General features: G+C 72.3%; 25 protein-coding genes. 11 read left to right on the forward strand and 14 right to left on the reverse strand.

The genetic code is table 11. The annotated features are described in order from the left end of the window. Positions 1–38: 38 nt before the first annotated feature. Genes AB0H84_RS20420 through AB0H84_RS20435 form a run of 4 tightly spaced genes read right to left on the reverse strand, consistent with a single transcriptional unit; the run spans position 39 to position 2,587 of the window. Complete coding sequence (locus AB0H84_RS20420) at positions 39–554, reverse strand: SRPBCC family protein (RefSeq protein ID WP_357606032.1); 516 nt, start codon at positions 552–554, stop codon at positions 39–41. Positions 555–588: 34 nt separating this feature from the next. Then, positions 589–1,602: a patatin-like phospholipase family protein gene (locus tag AB0H84_RS20425; protein WP_357606035.1), complete on the reverse strand. Its 1,014-nt coding sequence runs from the start codon at positions 1,600–1,602 to the stop codon at positions 589–591. Next, entirely contained in the window at positions 1,599–1,991 is a 393-nt protein-coding gene (locus AB0H84_RS20430) for a hypothetical protein (protein WP_357606038.1), read from the reverse strand. Before AB0H84_RS20430 ends, AB0H84_RS20425 begins: the two co-directional genes overlap by 4 nt. Then, entirely contained in the window at positions 1,985–2,587 is a 603-nt protein-coding gene (locus tag AB0H84_RS20435) for a TIGR03086 family metal-binding protein (protein WP_357606041.1), read from the reverse strand. The genes AB0H84_RS20430 and AB0H84_RS20435 overlap by 7 nt, the downstream gene beginning before the upstream one ends. A gap of 72 nt (positions 2,588–2,659) precedes the next feature. On the opposite strand from AB0H84_RS20435, the gene AB0H84_RS20440 reads away from it, so the two are divergent. Continuing rightward, positions 2,660–3,298 (forward strand): TetR/AcrR family transcriptional regulator, encoded by a 639-nt coding sequence (locus AB0H84_RS20440; RefSeq protein ID WP_357606044.1) that lies wholly within the window; start codon positions 2,660–2,662, stop codon positions 3,296–3,298. 88 nt (positions 3,299–3,386) lie between these two features. On the opposite strand, the gene AB0H84_RS20445 is transcribed toward AB0H84_RS20440, so the two are convergent. Genes AB0H84_RS20445 through AB0H84_RS20465 form a run of 5 tightly spaced genes read right to left on the reverse strand, consistent with a single transcriptional unit; the run spans position 3,387 to position 6,503 of the window. Further along, positions 3,387–3,806, reverse strand: a complete 420-nt coding sequence (locus AB0H84_RS20445; RefSeq protein WP_357606047.1) for a thioesterase family protein — start codon at positions 3,804–3,806, stop codon at positions 3,387–3,389. Continuing rightward, positions 3,799–4,377, reverse strand: coding sequence for a helix-turn-helix domain-containing protein (locus AB0H84_RS20450; RefSeq protein ID WP_357606049.1), 579 nt, complete (start codon positions 4,375–4,377; stop codon positions 3,799–3,801). Before AB0H84_RS20450 ends, AB0H84_RS20445 begins: the two co-directional genes overlap by 8 nt. Positions 4,378–4,419: 42 nt before the next feature. Continuing rightward, positions 4,420–5,583, reverse strand: a complete 1,164-nt coding sequence (locus AB0H84_RS20455; RefSeq protein WP_357606052.1) for a sigma-70 family RNA polymerase sigma factor — start codon at positions 5,581–5,583, stop codon at positions 4,420–4,422. 3 nt (positions 5,584–5,586) lie between these two features. After that, positions 5,587–5,925, reverse strand: coding sequence for a YciI family protein (locus AB0H84_RS20460; RefSeq protein ID WP_357606055.1), 339 nt, complete (start codon positions 5,923–5,925; stop codon positions 5,587–5,589). After that, entirely contained in the window at positions 5,922–6,503 is a 582-nt protein-coding gene (locus tag AB0H84_RS20465; RefSeq protein ID WP_357606058.1) for a dihydrofolate reductase family protein, read from the reverse strand. Before AB0H84_RS20465 ends, AB0H84_RS20460 begins: the two co-directional genes overlap by 4 nt. Before the next feature lie 223 nt (positions 6,504–6,726). Between AB0H84_RS20465 and AB0H84_RS20470 the strand changes: the two genes are divergently transcribed. Both AB0H84_RS20470 and AB0H84_RS20475 read left to right on the forward strand, forming a co-directional pair. Beyond that, positions 6,727–7,644, forward strand: coding sequence for a DivIVA domain-containing protein (locus tag AB0H84_RS20470; RefSeq protein ID WP_357606061.1), 918 nt, complete (start codon positions 6,727–6,729; stop codon positions 7,642–7,644). Positions 7,645–7,807: 163 nt separating this feature from the next. Beyond that, positions 7,808–9,019, forward strand: coding sequence for a hypothetical protein (locus tag AB0H84_RS20475; RefSeq protein ID WP_357606063.1), 1,212 nt, complete (start codon positions 7,808–7,810; stop codon positions 9,017–9,019). An 81-nt stretch (positions 9,020–9,100) separates the two neighbouring features. On the opposite strand, the gene AB0H84_RS20480 is transcribed toward AB0H84_RS20475, so the two are convergent. Further along, the gene (locus tag AB0H84_RS20480; RefSeq protein WP_357606066.1) at positions 9,101–10,660 is read right to left on the reverse strand and encodes a CARDB domain-containing protein; all 1,560 of its coding nucleotides are present in this window, start codon (positions 10,658–10,660) and stop codon (positions 9,101–9,103) included. 421 nt (positions 10,661–11,081) lie between these two features. Here AB0H84_RS20480 and AB0H84_RS20485 point away from each other — a divergent pair, with 421 nt between their 5' ends. The 3 genes from AB0H84_RS20485 (at position 11,082) to AB0H84_RS20495 (ending at position 13,194) form a co-directional block, all read left to right on the forward strand. Continuing rightward, the gene (locus AB0H84_RS20485) at positions 11,082–11,930 is read left to right on the forward strand and encodes a helix-turn-helix transcriptional regulator (RefSeq protein WP_357606069.1); all 849 of its coding nucleotides are present in this window, start codon (positions 11,082–11,084) and stop codon (positions 11,928–11,930) included. A 111-nt stretch (positions 11,931–12,041) separates the two neighbouring features. Beyond that, complete coding sequence (locus AB0H84_RS20490; protein ID WP_357606072.1) at positions 12,042–12,581, forward strand: GNAT family N-acetyltransferase; 540 nt, start codon at positions 12,042–12,044, stop codon at positions 12,579–12,581. A 97-nt stretch (positions 12,582–12,678) separates the two neighbouring features. Beyond that, positions 12,679–13,194, forward strand: coding sequence for a nitroreductase family deazaflavin-dependent oxidoreductase (locus AB0H84_RS20495; RefSeq protein ID WP_357606075.1), 516 nt, complete (start codon positions 12,679–12,681; stop codon positions 13,192–13,194). Positions 13,195–13,379: 185 nt separating this feature from the next. Here AB0H84_RS20495 and AB0H84_RS20500 read toward each other — a convergent pair whose 3' ends face one another. Together AB0H84_RS20500 and AB0H84_RS20505 are read right to left on the reverse strand one after the other, a co-directional pair. Then, complete coding sequence (locus AB0H84_RS20500) at positions 13,380–15,383, reverse strand: AAA family ATPase (protein WP_357606569.1); 2,004 nt, start codon at positions 15,381–15,383, stop codon at positions 13,380–13,382. Positions 15,384–15,451: 68 nt separating this feature from the next. After that, positions 15,452–17,776: a LuxR C-terminal-related transcriptional regulator gene (locus AB0H84_RS20505; RefSeq protein ID WP_357606078.1), complete on the reverse strand. Its 2,325-nt coding sequence runs from the start codon at positions 17,774–17,776 to the stop codon at positions 15,452–15,454. Between the two features lie 291 nt (positions 17,777–18,067). Between AB0H84_RS20505 and AB0H84_RS20510 the strand changes: the two genes are divergently transcribed. After that, positions 18,068–18,493 (forward strand): hypothetical protein, encoded by a 426-nt coding sequence (locus AB0H84_RS20510; RefSeq protein WP_357606081.1) that lies wholly within the window; start codon positions 18,068–18,070, stop codon positions 18,491–18,493. 16 nt (positions 18,494–18,509) lie between these two features. On the opposite strand, the gene AB0H84_RS20515 is transcribed toward AB0H84_RS20510, so the two are convergent. Further along, entirely contained in the window at positions 18,510–19,970 is a 1,461-nt protein-coding gene (locus AB0H84_RS20515) for an IclR family transcriptional regulator C-terminal domain-containing protein (protein ID WP_357606084.1), read from the reverse strand. Between the two features lie 118 nt (positions 19,971–20,088). On the opposite strand from AB0H84_RS20515, the gene AB0H84_RS20520 reads away from it, so the two are divergent. From AB0H84_RS20520 to pcaH, 4 genes are read left to right on the forward strand one after another with little or no spacing between them, the layout of a single operon-like run. Then, the gene (locus AB0H84_RS20520) at positions 20,089–20,838 is read left to right on the forward strand and encodes a CoA transferase subunit A (RefSeq protein WP_357606086.1); all 750 of its coding nucleotides are present in this window, start codon (positions 20,089–20,091) and stop codon (positions 20,836–20,838) included. Further along, positions 20,835–21,464, forward strand: coding sequence for a CoA transferase subunit B (locus tag AB0H84_RS20525; protein WP_357606089.1), 630 nt, complete (start codon positions 20,835–20,837; stop codon positions 21,462–21,464). The genes AB0H84_RS20520 and AB0H84_RS20525 overlap by 4 nt, the downstream gene beginning before the upstream one ends. Further along, on the forward strand, positions 21,461–22,606 hold the full coding sequence (locus AB0H84_RS20530; RefSeq protein WP_357606092.1) for a thiolase family protein: 1,146 nt from the start codon (positions 21,461–21,463) through the stop codon (positions 22,604–22,606). Before AB0H84_RS20525 ends, AB0H84_RS20530 begins: the two co-directional genes overlap by 4 nt. A 51-nt stretch (positions 22,607–22,657) precedes the next feature. Next, positions 22,658–23,425: a protocatechuate 3,4-dioxygenase subunit beta gene (pcaH, locus tag AB0H84_RS20535; protein ID WP_357606095.1), complete on the forward strand. Its 768-nt coding sequence runs from the start codon at positions 22,658–22,660 to the stop codon at positions 23,423–23,425. On the opposite strand, the gene AB0H84_RS20540 is transcribed toward pcaH, so the two are convergent. Next, complete coding sequence (locus AB0H84_RS20540; RefSeq protein WP_357606098.1) at positions 23,408–24,637, reverse strand: transposase; 1,230 nt, start codon at positions 24,635–24,637, stop codon at positions 23,408–23,410. The two genes, pcaH and AB0H84_RS20540, sit on opposite strands and share 18 nt — an antisense overlap. Positions 24,638–24,733: the final 96 nt, after the last annotated feature.

Consider the following 24,733-nt stretch of genomic DNA (forward strand, 5'->3'; position numbering starts at 1 on the left):
GGAATCCGCTGCAGCGTCACCGAGAAGCCGGTCGGCGTTCAGGAGGCGACGTCGCGCCGGACGGCCTCCGCGGCTCGCTTGATGCCGGCCGTCCAGGACGTCAGTGCCGCCTGCAGCTTGGCCTCGCCGAAGAACAGGCCGAGCAGCGGCCCGGCCATGGACTCGCTCACCTCCAGGTCCGTGCCGCCGTCGGCCCGGCTCAGCAGCAGGTGCCGGTGGACGGCTCGGGCTCCGAAGCTCACGCCCGTCCACGTGAGCTCCTCATCCCGGCGGACCACCGCGAATCGGGACTGGATCTTCGCCTTGCCGTTGACCCACGAGAACGACGTGTCCGGCGCGACCGCGCCGCCCAACCGCACGTCGTGGATCGCCGGGTCGATACGGGACCAGGCGGCCGGGGTGGCCAGCACGTCCCAGACCGTCTCGACCGGCGCGTCGATGGCGACGTCGCAGCGGGCGCGCACCGCCGCCCGTTCGTCGATGCGGCCCTTCTTGGCGTACTGCTCGTGCAGGTCGTCGAGTGCCGGGCCGGTGTACAGCAGCGACTTGACCATGGTGTGACCTCCAGGGGAGTAACGGGGGGAATGTTCAGCCGGCGGTCAGCAGGCCGAGCGGGCGTAACAGGCGGTCGACCGCCGCGCGCCCGGCTTCGAGCGCGGCCTTGAGCGATTCGCCGTCGCGGGTGAGGCGACCGATGCGGGGGGTGCCGGGTCCGGGGCGTAGGGACAGGACCGCCGGATCCGCCTGGGCCTGGCCGCCGATGGGCAGGCGGGACACCGGCGGAGCCGACTGATCGTGTCGAGCGAGCACCGCGTCGTCGTGCAGCAGGCGGTGGGCGCGCGTGAGGTAACTCCGGTGCAGCTCCGCGGGATACCCCCGCAGAACGGTCGCGGCGATCAGGCGCGCTCCGTAGGACGGCCGCGCCCTGCGGCGGGCGGCCGTCCCGGGCGCGGCGGGACGCGACCGCAGGACCAGGACGTGGCTGGCGCCCTGCGCCAGGGCGGTGCGGTACGGGATGGACTCGGCGAGCCCCGCGTCGTAGTAGAACCGCCCGGCCAGCTCGACCGGCGGACCGGCGAGGAACGGCAGCGCGGCACTGGCCCGCAGCGCCAGCCGCAGTTCGACGGGACCGGTCAGATAGGGGCGCAGATCGGTGGACCGCCCGGTGTGGACGTCGGTGGCCAGCGGGTGGTACTCGACGGGATTGGCCAGGACGGCGCCGAAGTCCATCCGGGCCACCTCGCAGTACAGGTGCTCGACCAGGTTGCGCACGTCGACCATCGGGCGGCCGCGCAGGAGGTTGGACGGACGGATCATCGCCTTGGCGTAGCCGGGTTCGGCCCAGCCGGTCAGGTGTTCGGGGGTGCCGCTGAGCAGCCAGGCCCCGGTGATGGCTCCTGCCGACGCTCCGTAGACCCCGTCGAAGGCGTGCGCCACCCCGCTCTCGTGCAGGGCCAGGGCCATGCCGGCGGAGATCGTGCCACGCATGCCGCCGCCCTCGATGGCCAGGGCCACCCGGTAGCCGTCCTGCCGCTGCCCGGGACGGCTGCCGCGGCTGACCCGGTCGGCCAGGACGCGCAGCACCTCATGCCCGCCGGTCACGGTGTCCTGGTCTCTTCGGACAGGTAGGCCCGAGCCTTGGCCCAGATGCCGCGGTCGGACCGGGTGGTCGTCCACGCGGTGGACCTGAGCCGGCCTCGCCCGCGGTAGCGCCGCACGATGGCGACGTGCTCCGGTAGACCGACGAACCCGCGCAGGGCCTGCTCGTCCAGCCAGATCGACACCGAGCCGCACCTGCCGCGCAGCGGCTCCGTCCAGAGCCACATGCCGACCGCGCCGGGCAGTTCGGGCCAGGCCCGGCGCAGGGCGAGCCCGGCCCGGTAGACGCCGGGCAGGTCGCGCAGCCGGTCGGCCTGGAAGTCGGTGACGCTGACCAGCACCGACCCGGTGGTGTCGGCTGCCTCTCCAGGCGTCCAGCGGCTCGTCAGCATGGCGCTGCCCACGACGGGTCGCGGCCCAGCAGGCCGAGCAGCCGCTGGAAGTCGGGGGCGTCGTCGGGCACCGGAACCCTGGTGTCGAACGCGGCGCCCGGACCGCGGCTCTTCGGCGTGTCCGGCCACCGGGAGGCCATCGCCAGCGCGGCCGCGACCAGCTCGGGGTCGGGCCGGTAGAAGGTGTCGATGCTCGTGGCGACGTCCCATCCGTGCACGAGGCAGTCGACCAGATGCATGCTGATCGCGACCCGCCCGGGGAAGACGCCGAACTCGCCGATCTCGACCTGGCGGTCGTAGAAGTCAGGGGCGGCGAACGCCTTGGTGACCGCGGCCGCGGAGTCATGGAAGGCGCCGAACGGATCGCCGCCGAGGTCGCCGCCGTCCCGGACGGACCGCTGCGCCGGCGGGTCCGCGGCGGCGGCGAAGCCGTGGTTCTCGACCACCATGTGCCGCAGCAGGTCGCCCAGGTTCCATTCCGTGCACGGCGTCGGCCGGTCGAGGTCCGCGGCGGCGACCTGGGCGATCGCTCTTCCGGCGAGATCCAGCGCGCACCGATGCAGGTCCCGGAGGTCCACGGCGGGGAGTTCCGTCATCATCCACCTTTCTAAGTACGAACGTTCGTGCCGAGAATAGGAGCGTGCTTGGCCAATGGTCAAGCGGCTATCGTGAACCGAACGTTCGTGCACGGAGGGGTGGAGATGCCGGGAAGGCCACGGGACGAACGGACGCGCAGCGTGATCCTGCGCAGGGCGGCGGACATCGCCTCGCAGGACGGGCTGGAAGGGTTGTCGATCGGCCGGCTGGCCACGGACCTCGGCGTGAGCAAGAGCGGCCTGTTCGGTTACTTCGGCTCCAAGGAGGAGCTGCAGCTCGCCACGATCCGCGCCGCGACGGCCGTGTACGTCGAGGAGGTCGTCCAGCCCGCGCTGACCGTGCCGCCGGGCCTCGGCAGGGTGCGCCGGCTGTGCGAGAACTGGCTGAGCTACTCGCAGCGGCGGGTCTTCCCGGGCGGCTGCTTCTTCTTCGCCGTCAACGCGGAGTTCGACGCCCGCCCGGGCCGGGTGCGGGACGCCGCCGCCGCGGCGAGCCTGGAGTGGACCCGCTTCGTGGCGCGCGCCGTCGACGACGCCCGCCAGCTCGGTGAGCTCGCCGGCGACACGGATCCCGACCAGCTCGCGTTCGAGCTCATCGCGTTCATGGAGACGGCCAACGCCGTCTCCCTGCTGCACGACGACCCGAAGGCCTACGAGCGGGCCAGAACCGCCATCCGCCGGCACCTCGACACCGCGAGCACGAATCGGTGAGGCCCGCCGGCGGGTGCGGGCCGCCGTCATAGCCGCACGCGTGCTGATCGGGCCGGGCGGGCACCGCTGCCGCCGGCCGCGCGACGTCCTACACCGAGGCTGCCTTGGAGCGGGCGCGCCCGGTGAAGCGGGCGGCGTCGATGACGGCGCGTTCGTGGGTGCCGGTGCTGATCACGTCGTGCCCGTCGTCGGCGGCCACCTCGAACCGCAGCCGCCGCCCCTCCACCCCGGTCAGCCGCACGCGGCAGGTCACCTCGAGGCCCGGCGGCGTGGCGGCCGCGTGGCTGAGGTCGACGTGCGTGCCGACCGTCTGCTCGCGCGGCCAGTCCAGGTACGGCACGACGGCCTGGACGCACGTCCACTCGATCAACCCGACGAGGAACCCGGTGGCGAACACCGGCGGCATGACCGCGAACTCCGGCGACTCCGGATAGAGCGCCGCGACGATCTTGCTCTCCGGCACCCGGAACCGGAACGTGTGCTCGAGGCCCGGCTTCAGCTCATGCATGCTCTGCTCCGATCATCCTGGCCGCCACCTGCTTGGCCCTGCGCATCGCCGTACGATCCCCGTCGACCACCACCCGCGCGTTGGCCCCGTCGATGAGAAGGAGCAGCCCGAAGCCGACCTCCTCCGGCCGCGGCAGGCCGGCCTCGGCCGCCAGGCGGGTCAGCGTGGAGCGCAGCCAGTCCTTGTAGGCCGAGATGACCTCGCGCGCGGGATGGCCCGCGTCGGGCAGCTCCACCGCCGCGTTGGTGAACGGGCAGCCGCGGAAGCCCTCCTGGCCGTGCCCCTCCGCGAGCCAGTCGAAGACCGCCAGCAGCCGCTCCGCTCCGCGCGCCGCGCACTGCTGGAGGAACGCGGTCATGGCCGCCTGCCGCGCGGCCCGCCGCCGGTCCAGCACGGCCGCCACCAGCTGCTCCTTGGAGCCGAACTGGGCGTACAGCGTGGGCTTGGACACCTGGGCCCGGGCGACCAGCGTGTCGACGCCGGTCGCGCGGATGCCCTCGGCGTAGAAGACCTCCGTGGCCACCTCCAGCAGCCGCTGCCCGGCGGCGCTGAGCTCGCGTTGATCGCTCACGTCCCCGATACTGACAGGTCAGTAAAGTCGAGGCAAGGACTCTCAGAGCTGATCGAGGCGGCGGTTCAGGAACCGGCGCTCGGCCTCGGTCGTGGCCAGCGCGAGCGCCCTCTCGTACGCCGCCCGCGCCCCCTCGATGTCGTGCAGGCGCCGCAGGAGCTCGGCCCGGGTGGAGTGGAAATAGCGGTAGCCGTCGAGGGGGAGCGCGTCGACGATCGCCAGGGCCGCCTGCGGCCCCTCGACCTCGGCGATCGCCACCGCGCGGTTGAGCTCCACGACCGCGGAGCCCGTCAGCTCACGCAGCCGCTCGTAGAGCGCGGCCACGGCCGGCCAGTCGATGCGCTCCTCGGCCTGGAGCGCGGCGATGGCCGCCTGCACCGTGTAGGCGCCGCGAGCGCCGAGCGCGAGTGCGCGGTCCAGCAGCGCCTGGCCCTGCTCGATCTGCGCGGTGTCCCACAGGCCGCGATCCTGCTCGTGGAGCAGGACGATCTCGCCGTCCCGGACGCGGGCCGCCCGCCGCGAGTCGTGCAGCAGCATCAGTGCCAGCAGCCCGGCGGGCTCGGGTTCGCCGGGGATGAGGTCGAGGAGTGTCCGGGCCAGCCGGATGGCCTCGGCCGTCAGGTCGGCCCGGCCGTCGCCGTACCCCTGATTGAAGATCAGGTAGAGCACCGCGAGCACCGCGCCCAGCCGGGCGGGCAGGCGGTCCTCGCGGGGGATCGCGAACGGGATCCCGGCCGCCCGGATCTTGGTGCGGGCGCGGGAGAGCCGCCGCTTCATCGTCTCCTCGCTGACCAGGAACGCCCGGGCGATCTCCGGCGTCGACAGGCCGCCCAGCGCCCGCAGGGTGAGTGCGACCTGGGCCTCCGTCGCGAGCGCCGGATGGCAGCACATGAAGAAGAGCTCGAGCCGTTCGTCGGGAATCGACGTCCCGTCCATCGCCGCCTCCTCGCTGGGCTCCGGCCGTTCCAGCTGCCGGAGCTTGTCCGCATGGGTACGGTCGCGGCGCAGGCGGTCGATCGCCCGGTTGCGCGCCGTCACCGCGAGCCAGGCCCCCGGATTGTCCGGGAGCCCGTCGCGGCTCCAGCGCTCGGCGGCGACGGCGAACGCCTCCTGCGCGGCCTCCTCGGCGACGTCGATGTCGCCGGTGTAGCTCACCAGGGCGGCGAACACGCGTGCCCACTGGTCGCGGAAGATCTCCTCGAGCACCGGCTAGAGCTCCACCAGGGGCCGCACCTCGACCGAGCCGCCCAGGCGGGTGGCCGGGATCCGGGCGGCGAGCTCGAGCGCCTCGTCGAGGTCGCCGGCCTCGACGATGTAGAACCCGCCGAAGATCTCCTTGGTGTCGGCGAACGGCCCGTCGGTCACCAGCGTCTCGCCGTCCCGGACCCGTACGGTGGTCGCGGTCTCGGCCGGCTGCAGCTGTTCGCCTCCGAGCATGCGTTCGTCCTTCATCAGCGTGACGTACTCGGCGCTGATGGCGGCGCGCTCGTCCGCGCTGAGGCCCTCGTAGGCCTCGGGACGTTCGTTGATGAGCAGTGCGTATCTCATCGGTGGTCTCCTTGTGCTGGTTCGCGGCGGTAGACGAGGCGGACGGCCTGGCCCACCCGCTCGGCGGACTCGAGGCTCAGCCCGGCGGGCCGCCCCGGCCGCTCGAACAGCCGGCGTCCCTGGCCGAGCACCGCCGGGAACACCAGCAGGCGGTATTCGTCGATCAGGTCGTGGGCTCTCAGCAGGTCGACGACGCCGGCGCTGCCGGCCACCACGATATCTTGGTGCTTCTTCCGCTCGGCCACCTCCTCGACCAGGTCACCCCGCAGGAGGGCGGAGTTGCTCCACTCCTCGACGCGCTCCAGCGATCGCGAGACGACGAGCTTGGGAAGGGCGTTCAGCTTCTTGGAGAACTCGTCGTCCCTGGAAGGCCAGATGCGGGAGAAGAGCTCCCAGGTGACCCGGCCGAGCAGCATGGCGCCGGAGTCCAGCACCTCCCCGAGGGCGAACTTGTCGCCGGCCACGGACTCGGGCCCGTAGCGGAACGCCCATCCTCCCCACGGCGTCCCGCCGCTCCCGTCCGGGTCCTCGACGACCCCGTCGAGCGAGACGAACTCGATGACGATCACTTGGCTCATGGTCTCGAACCTTCCTTGTAGCCGGTCTTCGGCGACAGGACGAGCGAGACCGCCTCAGGGGGACAAGTCGTTGATGTGACTCCGGTCACAGATCATCCGGATGGCTTTACCCGGGAGCGGCTGCCCGGACGTTTAAGCACAAGGTAACGTGTCAACTACTGAGCGTATAAGTTTCCTGGTCAAACGGTAAAGGTCGCGCCGAAGGGCTCGGTGAAGCGCCGTCATGCACGTCAAGCACGAAGAACACGACCATCGCCTCCAGCTCCCGTTCAGTCACGCCGTCGGTGACGACTCCGGCGCGCTGCCGGTCCATGCGGCGGGCCCCGGCCAGCTCGCCCTGCTGACCCCAGCCGCCGTGCACCATCAGGTCTTCACCGTGGTCCGGCTGCGTGCCGGCTACGACCTGGCCGAGGTGGACGCGTTCCTGGCCAGCGTGGAGACGACGCTCGGCCTGCTCTGGCAGGACAACGCCCACCTGCGCGAGCGTCTCGCGAGCATCCCCGTCCCGCCCAGTCCCTCCGACGCGCTGGCCGAGGCGGAGCGGGCCGGGCGGGAGACGGTGGAGAGCGCGCGGCAGGAAGCCCGCCAGATCATCGCCGAGGCCCGCGCCGAGGCTCAGCGGCTGCGACGCGAGGCCGCCGCCGCGGCCGAGGCGCTGACCCGGACCGCCCGCCTGGCTTACCGCGAGGCCGTCGAGGAGCAACTCGACCAGTTCGACGCGGCACTGTCCCACCACGGCCGGCAACTGCAGGACAGCCTGCGCGCCCAACTCGGCCGGCTACGCGGCGCCCTGGAGGACCCCGCCCCGCCCGGCGCCGTCGCGCCTGGTGCCATCGCGCCTGGTGCCGTGACCTCTGGCGCCGCCGCGTCCGGCCCTGCCATGTCCGGCCCGGGCGCACACTCGGGCGGCGGCCCGCATGCCGGTTCCGTCGCGCACACGGGCGATGGGTTGCGCGGCGGTCGCGTGGCGCAGACTGACGCCGATGCACACACCGGTCCCGTGGCGCACGCGGATGCCGATGCACACACCGGTCCCGTCGCGCGCATCGTCGACGGCGCGCGTCCCGGCGACGGCCTGCACGGCGGTGTCGTCGTGCACGGCGGCCACGGCGCGCGCACCGGTCCCGTCGCCGCGCCCTGATCGAGCCGTCCGGTACGCGCCGCCGTCCGATATGCGCCGCCGCCCCGTACGCACCGCCGTTCCGTAGGCGCTGCCGTTCCATGTCGCATCGCCGTCCTGTACGTACTGCCGTTCCGTTATCGCATCGCCGTTCCGCACGCACTCTCGCCAGAAAGGCCGTGACATGTCCTTGCCGCTCGGGGGGCCGGCACTGCAGTCGGCGCTGCAAGACTCGGGCCTCGACGCCGCCATGCCCGCCTGGACGGTGTGGGCCGCCGTGGGCCTGGTGGCGCTGTCCACGCTGGCCGGAGCTCATCTGGCCCAGCGCAACGCCGCCAAGATCAGCATCTGGTTGGCCGTCGCCTCGGCGCTCATGCTCGTCACCGCCCTGACCGACGTGATGCCCGACGCATGGCGTGAGGCCCACGCCACCGAAGTGCCGCTGTGGCTCGTGGCGCTGGCCGGGGTGATGGGCTTTGCCATCATCACGTACTTCACCCGCCACGGCCACCCGCACGAGGCCGGGCAGCGCGGGCAGCACGCCCCCGGCCTGCACAGGCGCGTCAAGCAGGCCGTCAGCGCCGCGGTGTACGGAGGCGTGGGCACCGCCGTCGCGCTGAGCCTGCACCGCATGATCGAGGGCGCCACCCTGGTGCTGGCGGCCTCGGCCATCGTCGTGGCCGCGCTCATGATCCACTCGGCCGGCGAGGGGCTGGCCATGACGGCCATGCTCGACATGGCCAGCAAGCGACGCGCTCCCTGGCTGGCGCTCTCCTGCCTCAGCCCCGCGGCCGGTGTCGTGCTGGCCGCGGTGGCGCCGATCCCCCCACAGAGCGTGCCGATCCTGCTCGGGCTGCTCACCGGCGTGCTGGTGCGTACCGCGGTGATCGGGCTGAAGATCGCTCGTGTCAGCGGCCGGCTGGTGCGGCGCCACGTCGCCGTCGCCGCGGCGGGCGTGCTCTCCGTGGGCGGCCTGCTGGTCGCGGCGCAGACCGTTCTCGTCGAGGACCTGCCCGAGCTGGCCGTTCCCATCGCCGCCGCCGGTGAGACGGGCGGGCCGCTCGTCCAGCCGACCCGCACCCCGACTCCCCGGCCTGAACCCACGCGCGAGCCGGTGCCGATGACGGCCTCCGAGCTGCGCGCCGCCGTCGCGGGCGGGCAGCTCGGCGTGGAGGCACTGCTGTCACGCAGTGAGCTGACCACCATCAGCGCCGACGTCGAGTCGCTGCTGCGGGCGCTGCCGGGACGCAGCGCCGCCGAGATCACCAGAGTGCTGCGGAAGGGCGGGATCGGCAGCGGCGCCAGCATCGGCGACCTCACCCTGCGCCAGCGCCACTACCTGCTCGGCGCCCTCGGCGCCCGCCCCAGGACTCCGGCCACGAACGCCGGTCGCTAGCGCGCCAGCGCTGCTCGCGAACCAGAAGGTGCTCCCGGGCGATGCCGCCCCCGGTCGAATGTGGCGACCGGCGTCCTTTGGCTAGCTCTTCGCCTTCTGCCCGGTTTCCTCGATGCAGTACGGGCAGAAGGGCTCAGGGTCGACGCAGATCTTGACCCTGTCGGAGTCGTTGGCGGGATCGAGATCCAGCTCCTGGCCGTCGGCGGTGGCCGCGTTGGTCGTCTCTCCGACGGCTGTGGCCTTGGCATGGACGGTCAACGTGGCCGAGGCGCCACTGGCCAGCGCGCCGACCGTCCACATCCCGCTCGCCGGCGCGTATGTTCCGTTGGAGGCCGCGGCGGACACGAAGGCGAGGTTGGACGGCAGCACGTCCTTGACCGTGACGCCCGTCGCGTCGTTCGGGCCGGCGTTGCGTACGGTGACGCGGTAGATGACGGTCTGGCCCACGGTCACCCTGGTCGAATCGGCGGACTTGACCACGCTCAGGTCCACGGCCGGGTTGACCTCGGTAACGGCGTCGCCGCTGGTGGAGGTCAGCTGCTCCGGCTCCGGGCCGAGCCGGTTCTCGTAGCCGACCGTCCCCCGGTTGGTCACCTCCCTGCCCGCGGCGTCCCGACCGACCTTGACCTTGAACTCCACGGTGGTGCCGCCGGGCAAGCTCGCGGCGTCGGGCAGCGAGCCCCCGGCTGCGGGGGTGGCGCCGTTCCCCAAGGTGAAGGAGACCTTTCCGGCCGCGGCGTCGAACTCGCCCTGGTCGTCGCCCGCCTGATCGGTCTTGTCCCCGCTGCCCGGGCCGTCGACCACCCGGAGCGAGCCGGGCACGTAGGTGGTCCCTGCCGGGACGGTGTCGGTGAGGCGCGTGTTCTCTGCCGTGGCGCCGCCCTTGTTGACCGCGGTGACCCGGTAGGTGATGACATCGCCGACGTCGACCGGCCCCTGCGGGCTCGCGGTCTTGGTGACGACAACGCACGGCGCGGTCGCGAAGGAGATGTCATCGAGCAGGTTGCCGATGGCACGGTTCCCTCCGGCCGCCGAGACGGAACGGAAGCCGAACCTGGTGGTCGTCTGGCCCGCGGGCACGACGTAGGTGCCGGAGTAGGTGCCCCAGCTCCCGGTTCCGTCCGACATGACCCGCTGTTGCACCGGCGACGCCGGAGCGCCGATGTCCAAGGCCATCGTGTCGACCCCCAGCCGGCCGCGGTGGGACAGCCGCCAGTACAGCTTCGTGCCCGGTGTGGTCACGCGGTCCTGGTACAGGGTCGAGATCTGGTTGGCGTTCAGCTCGGCGAGCTGCCGGCCCTCCTTGGGCGGGGTGTTGGTCGGGTTCGGCGGGCTGGTCCACAGCTCGATCATGTGGTCGGTGGCGGTGGTGAGCCAGCCGGGCACGTGGTTCGGCGCGCCGGTCTGCGAGGCATCGGGGAACAAGGCCCACGTCCCGAGACTGACGACCGGCTGCTCGAAACCGCCGTTCACCAGCGACACCTGGTCGGGGCAGGAGGCGGGATCCGGCGCGGCCCGCAGAACTGCCGGGGCGGTGACGGCAAGTGCGGCGTCGGCCTGGACCGCGCCGGACAGCGTCAGCGGAAGGGCCACCGCCGCGAGGGCGGCGAACGGGTAACACATCCCTCGTATGTGCCTCATCGTGATGTTCCTCTCGTCGCAGGGGTCTGTGTTCATTCGCCGGGCCGAGGAAGCCGGTACCGGCACCGGACGGCAGGATCACCCGGCGAGGGCACGCGGTGGCACGCGACACATGCGGTCGCACCAACACTTGGCTTGATCTTTTTCAGCGCGTACACGGCCCTCGGCATCGCCGGCGGAATGAGGCGGACCTGCCCGTCTCCTGGGGGATGGGGCGGACCGCCGCCGTCGGCGCGCCCGGGTGATCGCCCCCGTCGAGTCGCGTGCCCGGGGCGTCCGGCAGGGCCGGCGAGGCGTGGTCGCCGGCCCGTCGAAAGGCGCGTGCTGCTGATCGGCACGTCCGATCGTGGCGCGTGGAGTGGGGCAGGGTGGGTCGGACAGAACCACCCTGGCGCCTGCCTGTTCCGACATACTTCGGAATATGGATCGACGTGCAGAATTGTCGACGTTCTTGCGTACCCGCCGTGCCCGCATCAGCCCCGACGAGGTCGGCCTGCGTTCGACGGGGCGGCGGCGGGTTCCCGGGCTGCGGCGCGAGGAGCTGGCCCAGCTCGCGGGGGTGAGCGTGGACTACTACGTACGGCTGGAGCAGGGGCGGGCGCCCGGTGTGTCGGCCGAGGTGCTGGACGCGGTCGCCAACGCGCTGCGGCTGGACGCGGCAGAGCGCGCGCACCTGCGCGATCTGAGCGGCTCGGGCCGGCGCGCGGCCCGGCACGCGCCGCCGCCGGAGCGGGTCAGGCCGGGGCTGCGGCGGCTGCTGGAGATGGCGCGTGACGTCCCCGCCTACATCGTGGGCAGGCGCTGCGACGTCCTGGCCTGGAACCACATGGCCTGCGCGCTGTTCACCGACTTCGGCGCGCTGCCCGCGGAGGAGCGCAACTGGGGCCGGATGATCTTCCTGAACCCCGGTATCCAGGCCCTGTACGCGGACTGGACCATCAAGGCCAAGGAGACGGTGTCGTACCTGCGGCTCAAGGCCGGCGCGTACCCCGGCGACCCGGTGCTGGCCGCGCTCGTCGGCGAGCTGTCGATGCGGAGTGAGGACTTCCGTCACTGGTGGGCCGAGCACGACGTCGTCGACAAGACCCACGGCCGCAAGACCTTCCACCACCCGCTGGTGGGGGAGCTGACCCTGGACCACGAGACGCTCCGCATCGCGGACGAACCCGACCAGGTGCTCATCACCTACACCGCCGAGGCCGGCTCCCCCTCGGAGACCGCCCTGCAGCTGATCGGCTCCTGGTCCACGCCGCTGACCGGCCGGGCGTGACCTTGATCCAATAATCGGATGCTGATGGTCGGGAGGCGCTGCTAGCGTCAGCGTCGTGACGGCTGTCGAGTTCCGATCCTCGGGACGGCGCCGCACGCCCGGAGCGTCCTGATGATCACATGGCGTAGGCTCGGCCAGGAGGACTTCCCCCTGTTGCGCTCGTGGCTGGAGCAGCCGCACGTGGCGCTGTGGTGGAACCACGAGACCTCGGCGGAGGCGGTGGCACGCGACTTCGGCCCCGCCACCAGGGGAGAGGAGCCGTCCGAGGACCTGCTCGTGCTCCTCGACGGGCGGCCGCTCGGCCTGGTCCAGCGGTCGCGGCTGGCGGACTACCCGCACTATCTGGCCGAGCTGGCGGCCGTCGTCCCCGTCCCCGACGGCACGATCTCCATCGACTACCTCATCGGCGATCCGGAACAGGTCGGCCGGGGGCTCGGGACGGCGATGATCCGTTCGGTCCTGGAGCGGACGTGGGAGGAACTGCCGGACGCCTCCTGCGTGATGGTGCCGGTCTCCGCGGCCAACCGCGCCTCGTGGCGGGCGCTGGAGAAGGCCGGGATGCGCCGGATCGCGGAGTGCGACCTCGAACCGGACAACCCGATCCACGGGCCCGCCCACTACCTCTACCGGATCGACCGGCCGGCCGCCTGACCGGTGCCGAGGGACCCGGAGTAGACCTATCGCTTGGTTGGGAAGTATCCTTGGCCCCCGTCAGCAGCGTCACTCCTGAGCCGGACGTGAGGTCACCGTGGTCGAGCAGCAGCCCAGTGGCGGAGTGAGGGCCCGGGTCAGCGCCGGGCTGCGCCCGTTCTTCCAGTGGCTCGCGGGCACCAAGGGCTTCGCCCGGGTCGCGCCCAAGATCGTCCCGCCTCTCGACCGCTTCGTCAACCGCGTGACCGGCGGGCGCGTACTCATGGGCGACCAGATGATCCCCCACCTGCTGCTCACCACGACGGGCAGCAAGTCGGGGCAGCCCCGCGAGAGCCCGCTGGCCTGCCTGCCCGAGGACGGCGGCACCTTCCTCGTGGTCGGCAGCAACTTCGGCCGGGAGCACCACCCCGCCTGGAGCGGCAACCTGCTCAAGACCCCGCAGGCCACGGTGACCTTCCGCGGGCGCGTCATCCCCGTGACGGCCAACCTGCTGGCCGGCGCCGAGCGCGAGGAGGCATGGCGGGCGCTCACCCGCTTCTGGCCGCTCTACCAGGGCTACACCGACCGCTCCGGCCGCGAGCTCCGCGTCTTCCGCCTCTCACCCCGCCCCTGACAGCTTCGCACCTGCCGCGCCTCAGGCGTCGGGCCTGGCGCCTCCCGCGTCCGGCGCGTCTCGCGCCCGCGTCTCGGGCTCACGCCTCGGGCCTGGCGCCTGCCGCGTCTGGCGTCTCGCGCCTGGCGGTCTCGCATCTGAGGGCCTCGCGCCTGGCCGCGGGGCTTCCGTGGGGAGGGGCGGGCTTACCTGCCCGGCCGTCCGGCGCGGGGCTGCGCGGTCCCGCCCAGCGCGTACGCCACGGCGCGTTCCGGGCTGAGCCTCGCCCCCTGGTGGAAGGCCGCCGCGAACCCCGGCCCGCCCAGCGTGCGGCGGGCCTGTCGCGTGCAGCGCTCGTGCCACTTCGTGTGATAGCTCGTCCACTCGGGTGAGGCCCCCACCGTCTGCCACATCGCGTGCGCCGCCCCCAGCAGCTGGGCGGCCCTGTCGTGCTGCTCCCGCGCGCCCGCGATCCACGCCAGCACCTCCAGGCACTGGGTGAGGCACCACCGGTCGTTGATGCCCCCGGTGAACTCGGTGGCCGTCGTCACCAGCGCCTCGGCCTGCGCGGTGCCTCCCAGGTTCCAGTGGGCGACGCCGAGCGCCAGCTGGGCGTACGCGCGGAAGACCAGGGCGCCCTGCCGTTCGCACAGGGCCAGCAGCTGCTGGCCGTACTCGGCGGCCTGGCGCGGGTCCTCGCTGGAGCCGTACGTGGCGCCGACGTAGAGGGCGAACATGACGCCGTCGAGGTCGTCGATGGAGTGGTGGATGTCGAGGGACTCCTGCAGCAGCGCGAGGCCGCGCCGGGCGTCGTGGACGAGGAACGCCGCGACGCCGTCGGTGCGGATGGCGTGCGCCAGCAGCCTCTGGTCCCCCGACTCGCGGGCCATGGCGATGGAAACGCGCAGTTTCGGAATGCCCGCCACGAGGTCGCACTGGCGGATGGCGAGCATGCTGTCGGCCCAGAGCGCGGAGGCCCGTACCGGGTGTTCGTCCGGCACGTGCCCCAGGGCGCGCTCCAGCCAGTAGCGGCCCTCGGTGAGGGAGCCGGCGAGCAGCCAGAAGCACCACATCGCCGTCGCGATCCCCGCTCCCACGGGAGCCAGCGCCGGATCGCTCACGCACGCCTCGAGGGCGACGCGGATGTTGGGCAGCTCTCGCTGCAGCGCGAGGTACCGAGTCACCTGCTCGGGGACCATCTCGTCGACCCGGTGCCGCTCCACGAGGTTCCGGTAATGATCGACGTAGCGCGTGCGCAGCTGCCCCAGCTCGTCGGGCGGCAGCTGCTCGCAGCCGTATTCGCGCAGGATCTCCGGCAGGTGGTAGCAGAGCCCGTCCCTGATCAGGACCGACTTGTCCACCAACCCGGCCAGGTGGTCGAGCACGTCGACGCGGTCGATGCCCTCGCCCGAGCACACCGCCTCCGCCGTCTCCAGGTCGGTCCCGCCCGGGAACATCCCCAGCCGGGCCCAGAGCCGCCGCTCGCCGGTCGAGCAGAGGCGGAAGCTCCAGTCGATGGTCGCGCGCAGCGTCTGGTGGCGGGGCGGCGCGGCGGGAGCCTTCGCGGCCAGCACGTCGAAGCGCTCGTCCAGCTCGCGCGCCAGCTCCTCGATCGGCTGGGTGCGCAGCCGTACCGCGGCCAGCTCGATCGCCAGCGGGATCCCTTCGAGGCGCTGCACCAGCCGGGCCGCGCACGCCATGTTGCCGGGGTGCAGCGTGAAGCCGGGCGCGACGCCTCCCGCGCGTTCCACGAACAGGCGCACGGAGTCCTGGCGGGCGATCTCCCGCAGGGTGGCTCCGGGGATCGGGGTCGGCATGGGCTCGACCCTCAGCACCTGCTCGCCGTAAACCCCCAGGCTCTGCCTGCTGGTCACGAGGATCTGCAGCCGCGGGGCGGCCCGCAGCAGCCGTTCCACGAACGGGGCGCAGGCCGCGCTCAGATGCTCGCAGTTGTCGAGGACCAGCAGCATCCGCCGGCCCGCCAGATAGTCCTGCAGCACGACCAGGAGGTCCGGACTGCCGTCGCGCAGCCCCAGCGCCGTGGCGACCGCCGGCTCGAGCAGGTCGCCGGTCTCCAGTGTGGCGAGCTCGACCACCTCGACGCCGTCCTGGTACGTGTCCCGCAGGAGCTCCGCGGCCCTGAGCGCCAGCCGGGTCTTGCCGACGCCGCCCACGCCGGTGAGGGTGAGCAGCCGGGACTTGCCCAGCATCTTCCGCACCGCGCACAGCTCCCGTGTCCGACCGACAAAGCTTGATTTGTCGCTCAGCAGGCCGGCCTTCATGGAGTCCCTCCCGGAAGCAGCTCGCCCTGCTCGCTGACCCAGGCCGCGATCTGGGCCCGGGAGTTGAACCCGAGCTTGTTCAGGATGTGCTCGACGTGCCCCTCGGCCGTGCGCTGCGCGATGACCAGCGCGGACGCGATCGCCTTGTTCGTCATGCCCTGGGCGACGAGCTGGGCGATCTCCATCTCCCTCCGCGTGAGCGGCGAGGCCGCCTTGCGCGCCGGCTCGGCCACCTGGGCGGTCTCGCACATGGCGTACGCGATCGCCTCGGGGGAGGTGAGGCCGGTGCCCTTGCGGAAGCCGGCCTCGAACGCGCGTCCGCCGAGGCGCTCCCGGGCCAGCGCCTCGGCGGCGTCGTGGTAGCCGGACAGGTACTCGAGCAGGGGAGCGCCGAACGAGCGCCAGCTCTCCTGAGAGGCGCCGAACAGCACCGCGGCCCGCTCGGACGTGCCGTCCGCGGCCATCCACGCCAGCGCCTCGATGCACAGGGCGATGCCCAGCCGGTCGTCGAAGGGCCGCTTGAGCCGGATGGCCTCCCGCTCCATCTCGACCGCCTGGGCCGTGTCGCCCTGCCGCCACAGCTCGATCCCGTACAGCCACAGCGTGTACGACCTGAACCAGTGGTCCTCGCGCGCCTCGCAGATCGCCAGGCACTCCTTGTACTGGCTCCGGGCCTGTTCGGAGTGGCCCAGCAGCGAGTGGGCGGTGGCGAGGTACTGCAGCGCGTTCACCATGCCCATGGCCTCGCCGGCCTCGCGGTGGGCTTCGACCGCCTCGCCGAGGTAGGTGACCGCGCCGGGGAAGTCACGCCGGATCAGGGCCGCGAGGCCGGAGACGTACGCGGCGCCGGCGAGGATGCGCGCGTCGCCGAGCCGCTTGGCCAGGTCGTGGCACTCCTCCAGCATCCGCGCGGCCGGCGCGAAGTCGCTCTGCAGGACCGCCAGCCGCGCGTTGAGGCACAGGCCGCCGGCGCGGGTCGAGGTCGGCTCGGCATGGGCGGCGAGCAGGCGGTCGAGCCAGCCGCGCCCCTCGCGCAGCGAGCCGGCCGCGATCCAGTAGAAGCGCAGCGCCGTGGCGATGGCCAGGCCGCGGTCCGCCTCGCCCGGGGCGGTGAGGCAGTGGTCGAGCGCCGTGCGGAGGTTGCCGTGCTCGACGCGCAGGCGCCTGAACCAGGCCACCTGGTCGGGGCCGAACCACTCGTGCTGCGCGCGCGTCACGAGATCGTGGCACCAGTCGCGGTGCCGGGCCTTCAGCTCCGCCTCCTCGCCGGACTCGCGCAGCCGTTCGCGGCCGTACTGGCGGATGGTCTCCAGCAACCGGTAGCGCACCGTCGGCCCGTGCTGCTCGCGGGCCAGCACCGACTTGCCCACCAGGCCGACCACCAGGTCGACGATCTCGTCGGCGGGTATGCCGTCCCCCGAGCACACCTGCTCGGCCGCCTCCAGGTCGAGACCGCCGGAGAAGACCGACAGCCGGGCCCACAGCAGCCGCTCCTGGTCGGTGCAGAGCCCGTAGCTCCACTCGATCAGCGCCCGCAGCGTCTGCTGGCGGGGCATGGCCGTCCGCGAGCCCGTCGTGAGCAGCCGGAACCGGTCGTCTAGCCGGGCCAGCAGCTGCTCCACGGAGATCGCCCGCAGCCGCACGGCCGCCAGCTCGATGGCCAGCGGGATGCCGTCGAGACGGCGGCAGATGCGCGCCACGACCTCCTGGTTGGCCTCGGACACCTCGAACCCCGGGAGCACGGCCTGGGCCCGCTCCTCGAACAGCCGGATCGCGTCGAACTGCTTCAGCGACTCGGTGGGGTACGAGCCGTCGCAGTCGGGAATGGGCAGCGTCGGCACGGGCATCGTCTGCTCTCCTGCGACGCCGAGAGACTGCCGGCTGGTCGCCAGGATCCGCAGGCCGGGCACCGAACTGATGAGCGTCTCCGCCATCACGGCGCACTCGTCCGACAGGTGCTCGCAGTTGTCCATGATGAGGAGCAGTTGCTTGTCACGCAGGTGGTCGACGAGCACCTCGAGGGTGGGCCGTACGGAACGGTCCTGGATCTCCAGGCACTCCGCCACGGTCTGCGCGAGCAGGTCGGGGCTCTCCAGTGCCGCGAGCTCGACCAGCCACACGCCGTCGCGGAAGCTGCGCCGCAGGTCGTACGCGGTCCGCAGGGCCAGCCGCGTCTTGCCGACGCCGCCCACGCCCACGAGCGTCACCAGCCTGGCTTCGGACAGCAGCCGCTTGACCTCGGCGATCTCGTGTCGCCGGCCGACGAAGGTGTTGAGCTCCGCGGGCAGCCGGCACGAAACAGTCGGTGCGGTCATGGTCATGAATGCTCCAACGATTCAGGCGCTCGGGTCACCGCGTTGCCGGTGGCCGAGCCTCCACAACCCACATTATTCGGTGAACGGTTTCCACTGCACTTTGTCGTTTTTCAAACGAATAGGTGGGCCAAGCGTGTCTACTTTTTTGGAAAAATTGGTAAAAAGCCGCTTAGGTGGATTTTGGGCCGCCTTTGCGCAGGTGGAGCCATAGCTTTGCCGAGGGGCATTGTTGCCTCCGGGCATTTCGGGCATGGATGCATCGCCCGGAGGTTTCCACTCACCGGGAAGGAGACGATCATGACGACGTCAACACCGTTCGGACGGGCCTTTCACCCTGGTGCCGGTTTCTCCGGCTGGCTCGGATTCGCCGGCACGCTCGCCATGGTGCTGGGCGTCTTCAACATCATCGAAGGCCTCATCGCCCTGTTCAAGACGTACTTCTTCGTCACGCCCGGCGGGCGGCTGCTGGTGTGGAACTACACCGCGTGGGGCTGGATCTGGCTGGCGCTCGGCGTGCTGCTGTTCGCCATCGGGCTCGGCGTGCTGGCCGGGCAGATGTGGGCCCGCGTGGCCGGGGTCATCCTGGCAGGGCTCGCCATGATCGGGCACTTCGCCTTCATGGCTGCCTTCCCCGTGTGGTCGGTGATCTCGATCGCGCTCTGCGCCCTGGTCATGTACGGCCTGATCGCGCCGCCGAGGGGGGCGATGGGCGTACGCGACTGATCCTCCGAGGCCGGGATCACGGTCCCGCCGGGAGGTGCCTCAGGTCGGCCGCCATCCTGGCGGCGGTCTCGGTCAGGGCGGGCAGCACGTCGCGGAGCAGCTCGTCCCGGCTCGCGCGGCTGGCGTGAGTGGCGACGTTGACGGCCGCGACCACCCGCCCGTCCCGGCCGCGGACCGGCACGGCGATCGACCGCACTCCCTCCTCCAGCTCCTGGTCGACCAGGGCGTAGCCGTCCTCGGCGGCCTGCCGGACGGCGGCCCGCAGCGCGGTGGGTGACGTGATGGTGTGGCGGGTCAGCCGCTCCGGCGTGATGGCGGCCACGCGCTCCTCGGGCTGGTCCGCCAGGAGCACCCGGCCCATGGAGGTGGCGTACGCCGGGAAGCGGGTGCCGACCGTGATGTCGACGGTCATGATGCTCACGGTGGGCACGCGGGCCACGTACAGGACGTCGTCGCCGGAGAGCACCGCGACCGAGGCCGACTGGTGGACCCGGGCCACCAAGTCGGCCAGGTGCGGCTGGACGACCTCGCCGAACGTGCGCTCCGACAGGGAGGCGTAGCCCAGCTCCATCACCTTGGGGAGCAGCGCGAAGCGGGAGCCCTGGGAGGCGACGTAGCCCATCCGCTCCAGGGCCTGCAGCGACCGCCGCGCGGTGGCCCTCGGCAGCCCGGTGGCCTTGGCGGCGTCGGCCAGGCTCAGGCCGCCGCGGGCGGTGCCGAGCGACACCAGCACGGCCAGCCCGCGGGCCAGCGACTGCAGGAACTCCGCACCGAGCTCCCGTTTGGTGGCGCGCGAGACGTCCAGGGCGGCGGGCCCCGGGCGGATCGAGGGCGGCGGCTCGGTCAGCGCCGCCTCCATGGCCGCGACCGTCTCGCGCAGCCGGGGGAGCACGCAGGCGCGCAGCCCGGCGGCGGTGTGCCGGCTGGTGTGGCTGACGACGCTCACCGCGCAGACCGCTCGCCCCTCCGGATCCCGTACGGGCACCGCGACCGCGATCAGGCCGGGCTCGATGAGCTGGTCGTCCTCGGCCCACGGGGCCGACGGATCGAGCAGCGCCAGGCCGGCCGCGCACCGGGTGGCGGGCAGCAGGTCGCCGACCCGGAAGGCGACCGACATGGTGCGCCGCCGGGTGAACTGGCCGATGAAACGCACCCCGTCACCGTCCTGGACGGCCAGCGACACGGACTCGTCCAGCTCCTGCGCGAGCCGCTCCGCAAGCGGCCCGAGCGGGTCACGCAGTCCGTCGCAGGCGAGATAGGCCTCGCCCAGCTCCATCAGCGGCGGCGCCGGCACCATGTCCCGCCCCTCGGCGCGGACGTAGCCGAGGCGGACCAGCGTGGCCAGCACGCGGTCGACGGCCGACCTGGCCAGGCCGGTGGCGCGTACGAGGTCGGTGGCGCGCGCCCGCCCGGCCGGGCCGGCGGTGAGTGCCCTGAGCACGGTCAGGCCGCGCTCCAGGGTGCCTGCGGCCTCCATCCGGCCCCCTCTCCGCCCGATCAAGGGCTTTGACACGAACGCGGCCCCGTACGCATACTCGACAGCACATTAGTGAACTAATGTTCACTATGCGAACACTCCGGATGAATGGAGCGTCGTGCGGAGAGACAAGGTGGTCGCGACCGCCGAGGAGGCGCTGGCGGGCGTGCGCGACGGCGCGTCGTTCGCGGTCGGCGGCTTCGGCCTCAGCGGCATCCCCAACGTGCTGATCCAGGCGCTGCACAACACCGGCGTGACCGGCATCGGCGTGGTGTCGAACAACTGCGGAGTGGACGGCGGCGGCCTGGGGGTGCTGCTGGCGGCCGGGCGCATCGCCCGCGTGACCGCCTCGTACATCGGCGACAACAAGGAGTTCGCCCGGCAGTACCTGGCGGGGGAGCTGGAGGTGGAGCTGACCCCGCAGGGGAGCCTGGCCGAGCGGCTGCGCGCGGGCGGCGCGGGCATCCCCGCCTTCTACACCCCGGCCGGGGTCGGCACGCCGGTCGCCGACGGCGGCCTGCCGCTGCGCCACCACCCGGACGGTACGGTCGCGGCGGCCTCCCCGCCGAAGGAGGTCCGCGAGTTCGACGGCCGCCAGTACGTGCTGGAGCGCAGCATCACCACCGACTTCGCCCTGGTCAGGGCGGCCAAGGGCGACCGGTACGGCAACCTCGTCTTCAACAAGGCCGCGCGCAACTTCAACCCCCTCGCCGCGATGGCCGGGCGGGTCACGATCGCCGAGGTCGAAGAGCTGACCGAGCTGGACCCGGACGAGGTCCACCTGCCCGGCGTGTTCGTCCAGCGGGTCCTCGTCCTCACCCCTGAGCAGGCGGCCGACAAAGGCATCGAGCGGAGGACCACCTCGTGAGCTGGTCAAGGGACGAGATGGTCGCGCGGGCCGCCGCCGAGTTGCGCGACGGCGACTACGTCAACCTCGGCATCGGGCTGCCCACCCGCATCCCGTCGTTCCTGCCGCCGGACGTGGACGTGATCCTGCACTCGGAGAACGGCATCCTCGGCGTCGGCCCCTACCCGGCCCCCGGCGCGCTGGACCCCGACCTGATCAACGCGGGCAAGGAGACGGTGACCGTGCTCCCCGGCGCGGCGTTCTTCGACTCGTCGCTGTCGTTCGGGATGATCCGCGGCGGGCACATCGACGTGGCGGTGCTGGGCGCGATGCAGGTCTCCGCACGCGGCGACCTGGCCAACTGGATGGTCCCCGGCAAGCTGGTCAAGGGCATGGGCGGGGCGATGGACCTGGTCCACGGCGCCCGGCGGGTCATCGTGATCATGGAGCACACCGCCAAGGACGGCACGCCGAAGATCGTCGAGGAGTGCTCGCTGCCCCTCACGGGGAAGGGGTGCGTACACCGGATCATCACCGACCTCGGCGTGCTCGACGTCACCGGCGACGGGCTGAGGCTGGTGGAGACCGCGCCCGGGGTGAGCGTGGCCGAGCTGCGCGACCGTACGGAGACGGAGGTTCTGGGATGAATACCGTGTACGTCGTGGACGCGCTCCGCACGCCGTTCGGCCGCCACGGCGGGGCGCTGGCCGGGATCCGGCCCGACGACCTGGCCGCGCACGTCGTCAGGGCCATCGCCGAGCGCAACGACGTCGAGGCCCCCGACGAGGTGATCCTCGGCAACGCCAACGGCGCGGGCGAGGAGAACCGCAACGTCGCCCGCATGGCCGCGCTGCTGGCCGGGCTGCCCGTGACCACGCCGGGCGCGACCGTGAACCGGCTGTGCGGGTCCGGCATGGAGGCCGTCATCCAGGCGTACCGGATGATCGCCCTCGGCGACGCCTCCACCGTGATCGCCGGTGGCGTGGAGTCGATGACGCGGGCCCCGTGGGTGCTGCCCAAACCGGACAGGGCCTTCCCCGCGGGCGGGCAGGAGCTGGTCTCGACCACGCTCGGCTGGCGGCTGGTCAACCCGAAGATGCCCGCCGAGCACACCGTGCCTCTGGGCGAGGGCGCCGAGCTGATCGCCGACAAGCACGGCGTCGCCAGGGCGGAGCAGGACGCGTACGCGCTGGCCAGCCACCAGAAGGCGGCCAAGGCGTCGTTCGAGCGCGAGATCGTCCCCATCGGCGGACTGAGCAGGGACGAGGGCATCCGCGAGGACACCGGCCTGGACAAGCTGGCCCGGCTCAAGCCCGTCTTCCGCGCGGACGGCACGGTCACCGCCGGCAACGCCTCGCCGCTCAACGACGGCGCGGCGGCGCTGCTGCTGACCGACGAGGCCGGGCTGCGCGGCCGCGAGCCGCTCGCGCGGATCACCGCGAGCGCCGCGAGCGCGCTCGAACCCCGCTACTTCGGGCTCGGCCCGGTCGAGGCGTCGCGGAAGGCCCTGGCCAAGGCGGGCAAGGAGTTCGGGGACCTCGCGACCGTCGAGCTGAACGAGGCGTTCGCCGCGCAGGTGCTCGGCTGCCTGGCCGAGCTGCCCGAGCTCGATCCCGCCATCGTCAACCCCGAGGGCGGCGCCATCGCCCTGGGCCATCCGCTCGGCGCCTCCGGCGCCCGCATCACCGGCGCCGTGGCCCACCGGCTCGCCGCCGCCGGCTCCGGCGCCGGGCTCGCCTCCCTCTGCATCGGCGTCGGCCAGGGCCTGGCCGTCGTCCTGGAAAGGTAGCCGCACATGAGCCCGGTCTTCCTCCTGGAAGTCCTGGAAAGGTAGCCGTACATGACCTCCCCCCTCACCCAAGCCGACATCGACCGCGAGATCGCCGAGGTGCACACCGCCCGCGCCGGAGCGGCGGCCGACCACCCCGATCGGGACTTCGCCCCCTACCGCAGCAGCGTGCTGCGCCACCCCAAGCAGCCGCTCGTCGCGCTGAAGGACCCGGAGGCGGCCGAGCTGGCCGGGCCGGTCTTCGGCGTCAGCGACGTCAGCCCGTTCGACGCGGACCTGACCAGGCAGCACCTCGGCGAGCCGCTGGGCGAGCGGATCACCGTGCAGGGGCGGGTGCTGGACCGCGACGGGCGCCCGGTGCGCGGCCAGCTGGTGGAGATCTGGCAGGCCAACGCCTCCGGCCGCTACCTGCACCAGCGCGACGACCATCCCGCGCCGCTCGACCCCAACTTCACCGGCGTGGGCCGCTGCCTGACCGACGACGAGGGCCGCTACACGTTCACCACGATCAAGCCCGGAGCGTACCCGTGGCGCAACCACGTCAACGCCTGGCGGCCCGCGCACATCCACTTCTCCGTGTTCGGCACGGCCTTCACGCAGCGGCTGGTGACGCAGATGTACTTCCCGAACGATCCGCTCTTCCGGTACGACCCGGTGCTCAACTCCGTCACCGACGAGCGGGCCAGGCAGCGGCTGGTCTGCGTCTACGACCACGACCTGTCCGTGCCGGAGTGGACGCTCGGCTACCGGTGGGACATCGTGCTGGACGGCCCCGCCGCGACCTGGATGGAGGAGGGCCGATCAACTACCACCGGCTGATGCCGGTGGTTTGCTCTCACGGGCCCGTCTGGCTGAAGGGAGGCCGGTAGCGTGTGGCTGGTTGACGGCAGCCCAGCCCGCAGCGCCGCGTTGGGCGATGTTGCGGGCCGCGATGTGGTCGGCGTGCCCAGCGAGGCCGCACCGGGTGCAGGCGAAGCGGCCCCGTGCCGGCCGGTTCGCCCTGCTGGTCCATCCGCATTCGGGGCAGGCTTGGCTGGTGGAGGCGGGATCGACGAGGGTGAAGGCGATCGCGGCCCGGGCGGCCTTGTAGCGGGTGAACTCGGTCATCTGGGCGAACGCCCAGCCGTGGAGGGTGCGCCGCTGGAGCCGGTGAGCCCTTACCCGGGAGCGGATGCCTTGGAGGTCCTCCAGGGCGATGCCGCGTCCGGTGCGTTCGGCTTCGCGCACCACATACTTGGAGATCTGGTGGTTGACGTCGGTTATCATCCGGTGCTCGCGCCCGGACAGACGGCGCAGCACCCGCCGCGCCGCAGCAGTGCCCTTCTTCTGCAACCGGCGGCGCTGGCGATGCCGCCGCTCCCGCAACGTTCGCACATGCCCGTTGCCGTCGATGGTGCCGGACAGGGCCGGGCCGGGCAGCACCGCCCCGTCAGAGGTGACCGTCAGGTTCGCCACCCCTTGATCCACGGCGAGGAAGCCGTTGACCAGCTCACGCGCCGGGGGCTTGGGCAGGGTGAGGGCGACCTGCAGCAGCCATACGCCGCGCCGGCCGATCAGGTCGGCCTCGCCGATCGGCAGGGTGTCGAGGGCTTTGAGGTCTTGCTCGCGTCCGGTGTAGGAGACGTGGACGCGGCCGCTGGGGGTCCACAACGACACGGTGCGGGCGTCCCGGTTCCAGCTCATCAGCCGCGCGTCGTAGGGGATCGCCCCGGACGGACGGAACACATGAGCCCGCTTCCTGGTGGCGCGGCGGTTGGCATAGGCGCCGGCGACCCGGGCGATGGCGCGCACGGCCGCCTGCGCGCCCAGCCCGGCGACCTCCGCGCGCACCGGGTGGTAGGCCAGGCGGTGCAGCTCCAGCACGGCGAAGGTGCGCTGCTGCCAGGCCAGCCGGGAGACGAAGGCGGCCGCCTGATTGCAGACCCGTATCGCCGCAGTCAGGGCGTCGGCCTGGGGCGGAGTGGGGGTAAGCCGGAGTTGCACCACCGAGGGCAGGCCGTGCCGCTTGGCGGTGGAGCGGCGGATCGCCATCGCACCTCCTACCCCTTCTGTCACGAGAGCCTCACTCACCGCACATGTTACTGATCGTGACCGAATTTTTCCATACTGTTTTCGAAAGGAGGATGG

It is taken from the genome of Nonomuraea sp. NPDC050786, assembly GCF_040654115.1.
Lineage (GTDB): Bacteria > Actinomycetota > Actinomycetes > Streptosporangiales > Streptosporangiaceae > Nonomuraea.

Coding starts and splice junctions, on each gene's coding strand:
- AB0H84_RS20420 (WP_357606032.1), bottom strand. CDS start 554: ATGGTCAAGTCGCTGCTGTACACCGGCCCGGCACTCGACGACCTGCAC.
- AB0H84_RS20430 (WP_357606038.1), bottom strand. CDS start 1,991: ATGCTGACGAGCCGCTGGACGCCTGGAGAGGCAGCCGACACCACCGGG.
- AB0H84_RS20435 (WP_357606041.1), bottom strand. CDS start 2,587: ATGACGGAACTCCCCGCCGTGGACCTCCGGGACCTGCATCGGTGCGCG.
- AB0H84_RS20445 (WP_357606047.1), bottom strand. CDS start 3,806: ATGCATGAGCTGAAGCCGGGCCTCGAGCACACGTTCCGGTTCCGGGTG.
- AB0H84_RS20460 (WP_357606055.1), bottom strand. CDS start 5,925: ATGAGATACGCACTGCTCATCAACGAACGTCCCGAGGCCTACGAGGGC.
- AB0H84_RS20465 (WP_357606058.1), bottom strand. CDS start 6,503: ATGAGCCAAGTGATCGTCATCGAGTTCGTCTCGCTCGACGGGGTCGTC.
- AB0H84_RS20470 (WP_357606061.1), top strand. CDS start 6,727: ATGCACGTCAAGCACGAAGAACACGACCATCGCCTCCAGCTCCCGTTC.
- AB0H84_RS20475 (WP_357606063.1), top strand. CDS start 7,808: ATGTCCTTGCCGCTCGGGGGGCCGGCACTGCAGTCGGCGCTGCAAGAC.
- AB0H84_RS20480 (WP_357606066.1), bottom strand. CDS start 10,660: ATGAGGCACATACGAGGGATGTGTTACCCGTTCGCCGCCCTCGCGGCG.
- AB0H84_RS20485 (WP_357606069.1), top strand. CDS start 11,082: ATGGATCGACGTGCAGAATTGTCGACGTTCTTGCGTACCCGCCGTGCC.
- AB0H84_RS20490 (WP_357606072.1), top strand. CDS start 12,042: ATGATCACATGGCGTAGGCTCGGCCAGGAGGACTTCCCCCTGTTGCGC.
- AB0H84_RS20500 (WP_357606569.1), bottom strand. CDS start 15,383: ATGCTGGGCAAGTCCCGGCTGCTCACCCTCACCGGCGTGGGCGGCGTC.
- AB0H84_RS20505 (WP_357606078.1), bottom strand. CDS start 17,776: ATGACCATGACCGCACCGACTGTTTCGTGCCGGCTGCCCGCGGAGCTC.
- AB0H84_RS20510 (WP_357606081.1), top strand. CDS start 18,068: ATGACGACGTCAACACCGTTCGGACGGGCCTTTCACCCTGGTGCCGGT.
- AB0H84_RS20515 (WP_357606084.1), bottom strand. CDS start 19,970: ATGGAGGCCGCAGGCACCCTGGAGCGCGGCCTGACCGTGCTCAGGGCA.
- AB0H84_RS20530 (WP_357606092.1), top strand. CDS start 21,461: ATGAATACCGTGTACGTCGTGGACGCGCTCCGCACGCCGTTCGGCCGC.
- pcaH (WP_357606095.1), top strand. CDS start 22,658: ATGACCTCCCCCCTCACCCAAGCCGACATCGACCGCGAGATCGCCGAG.
- AB0H84_RS20540 (WP_357606098.1), bottom strand. CDS start 24,637: ATGGCGATCCGCCGCTCCACCGCCAAGCGGCACGGCCTGCCCTCGGTG.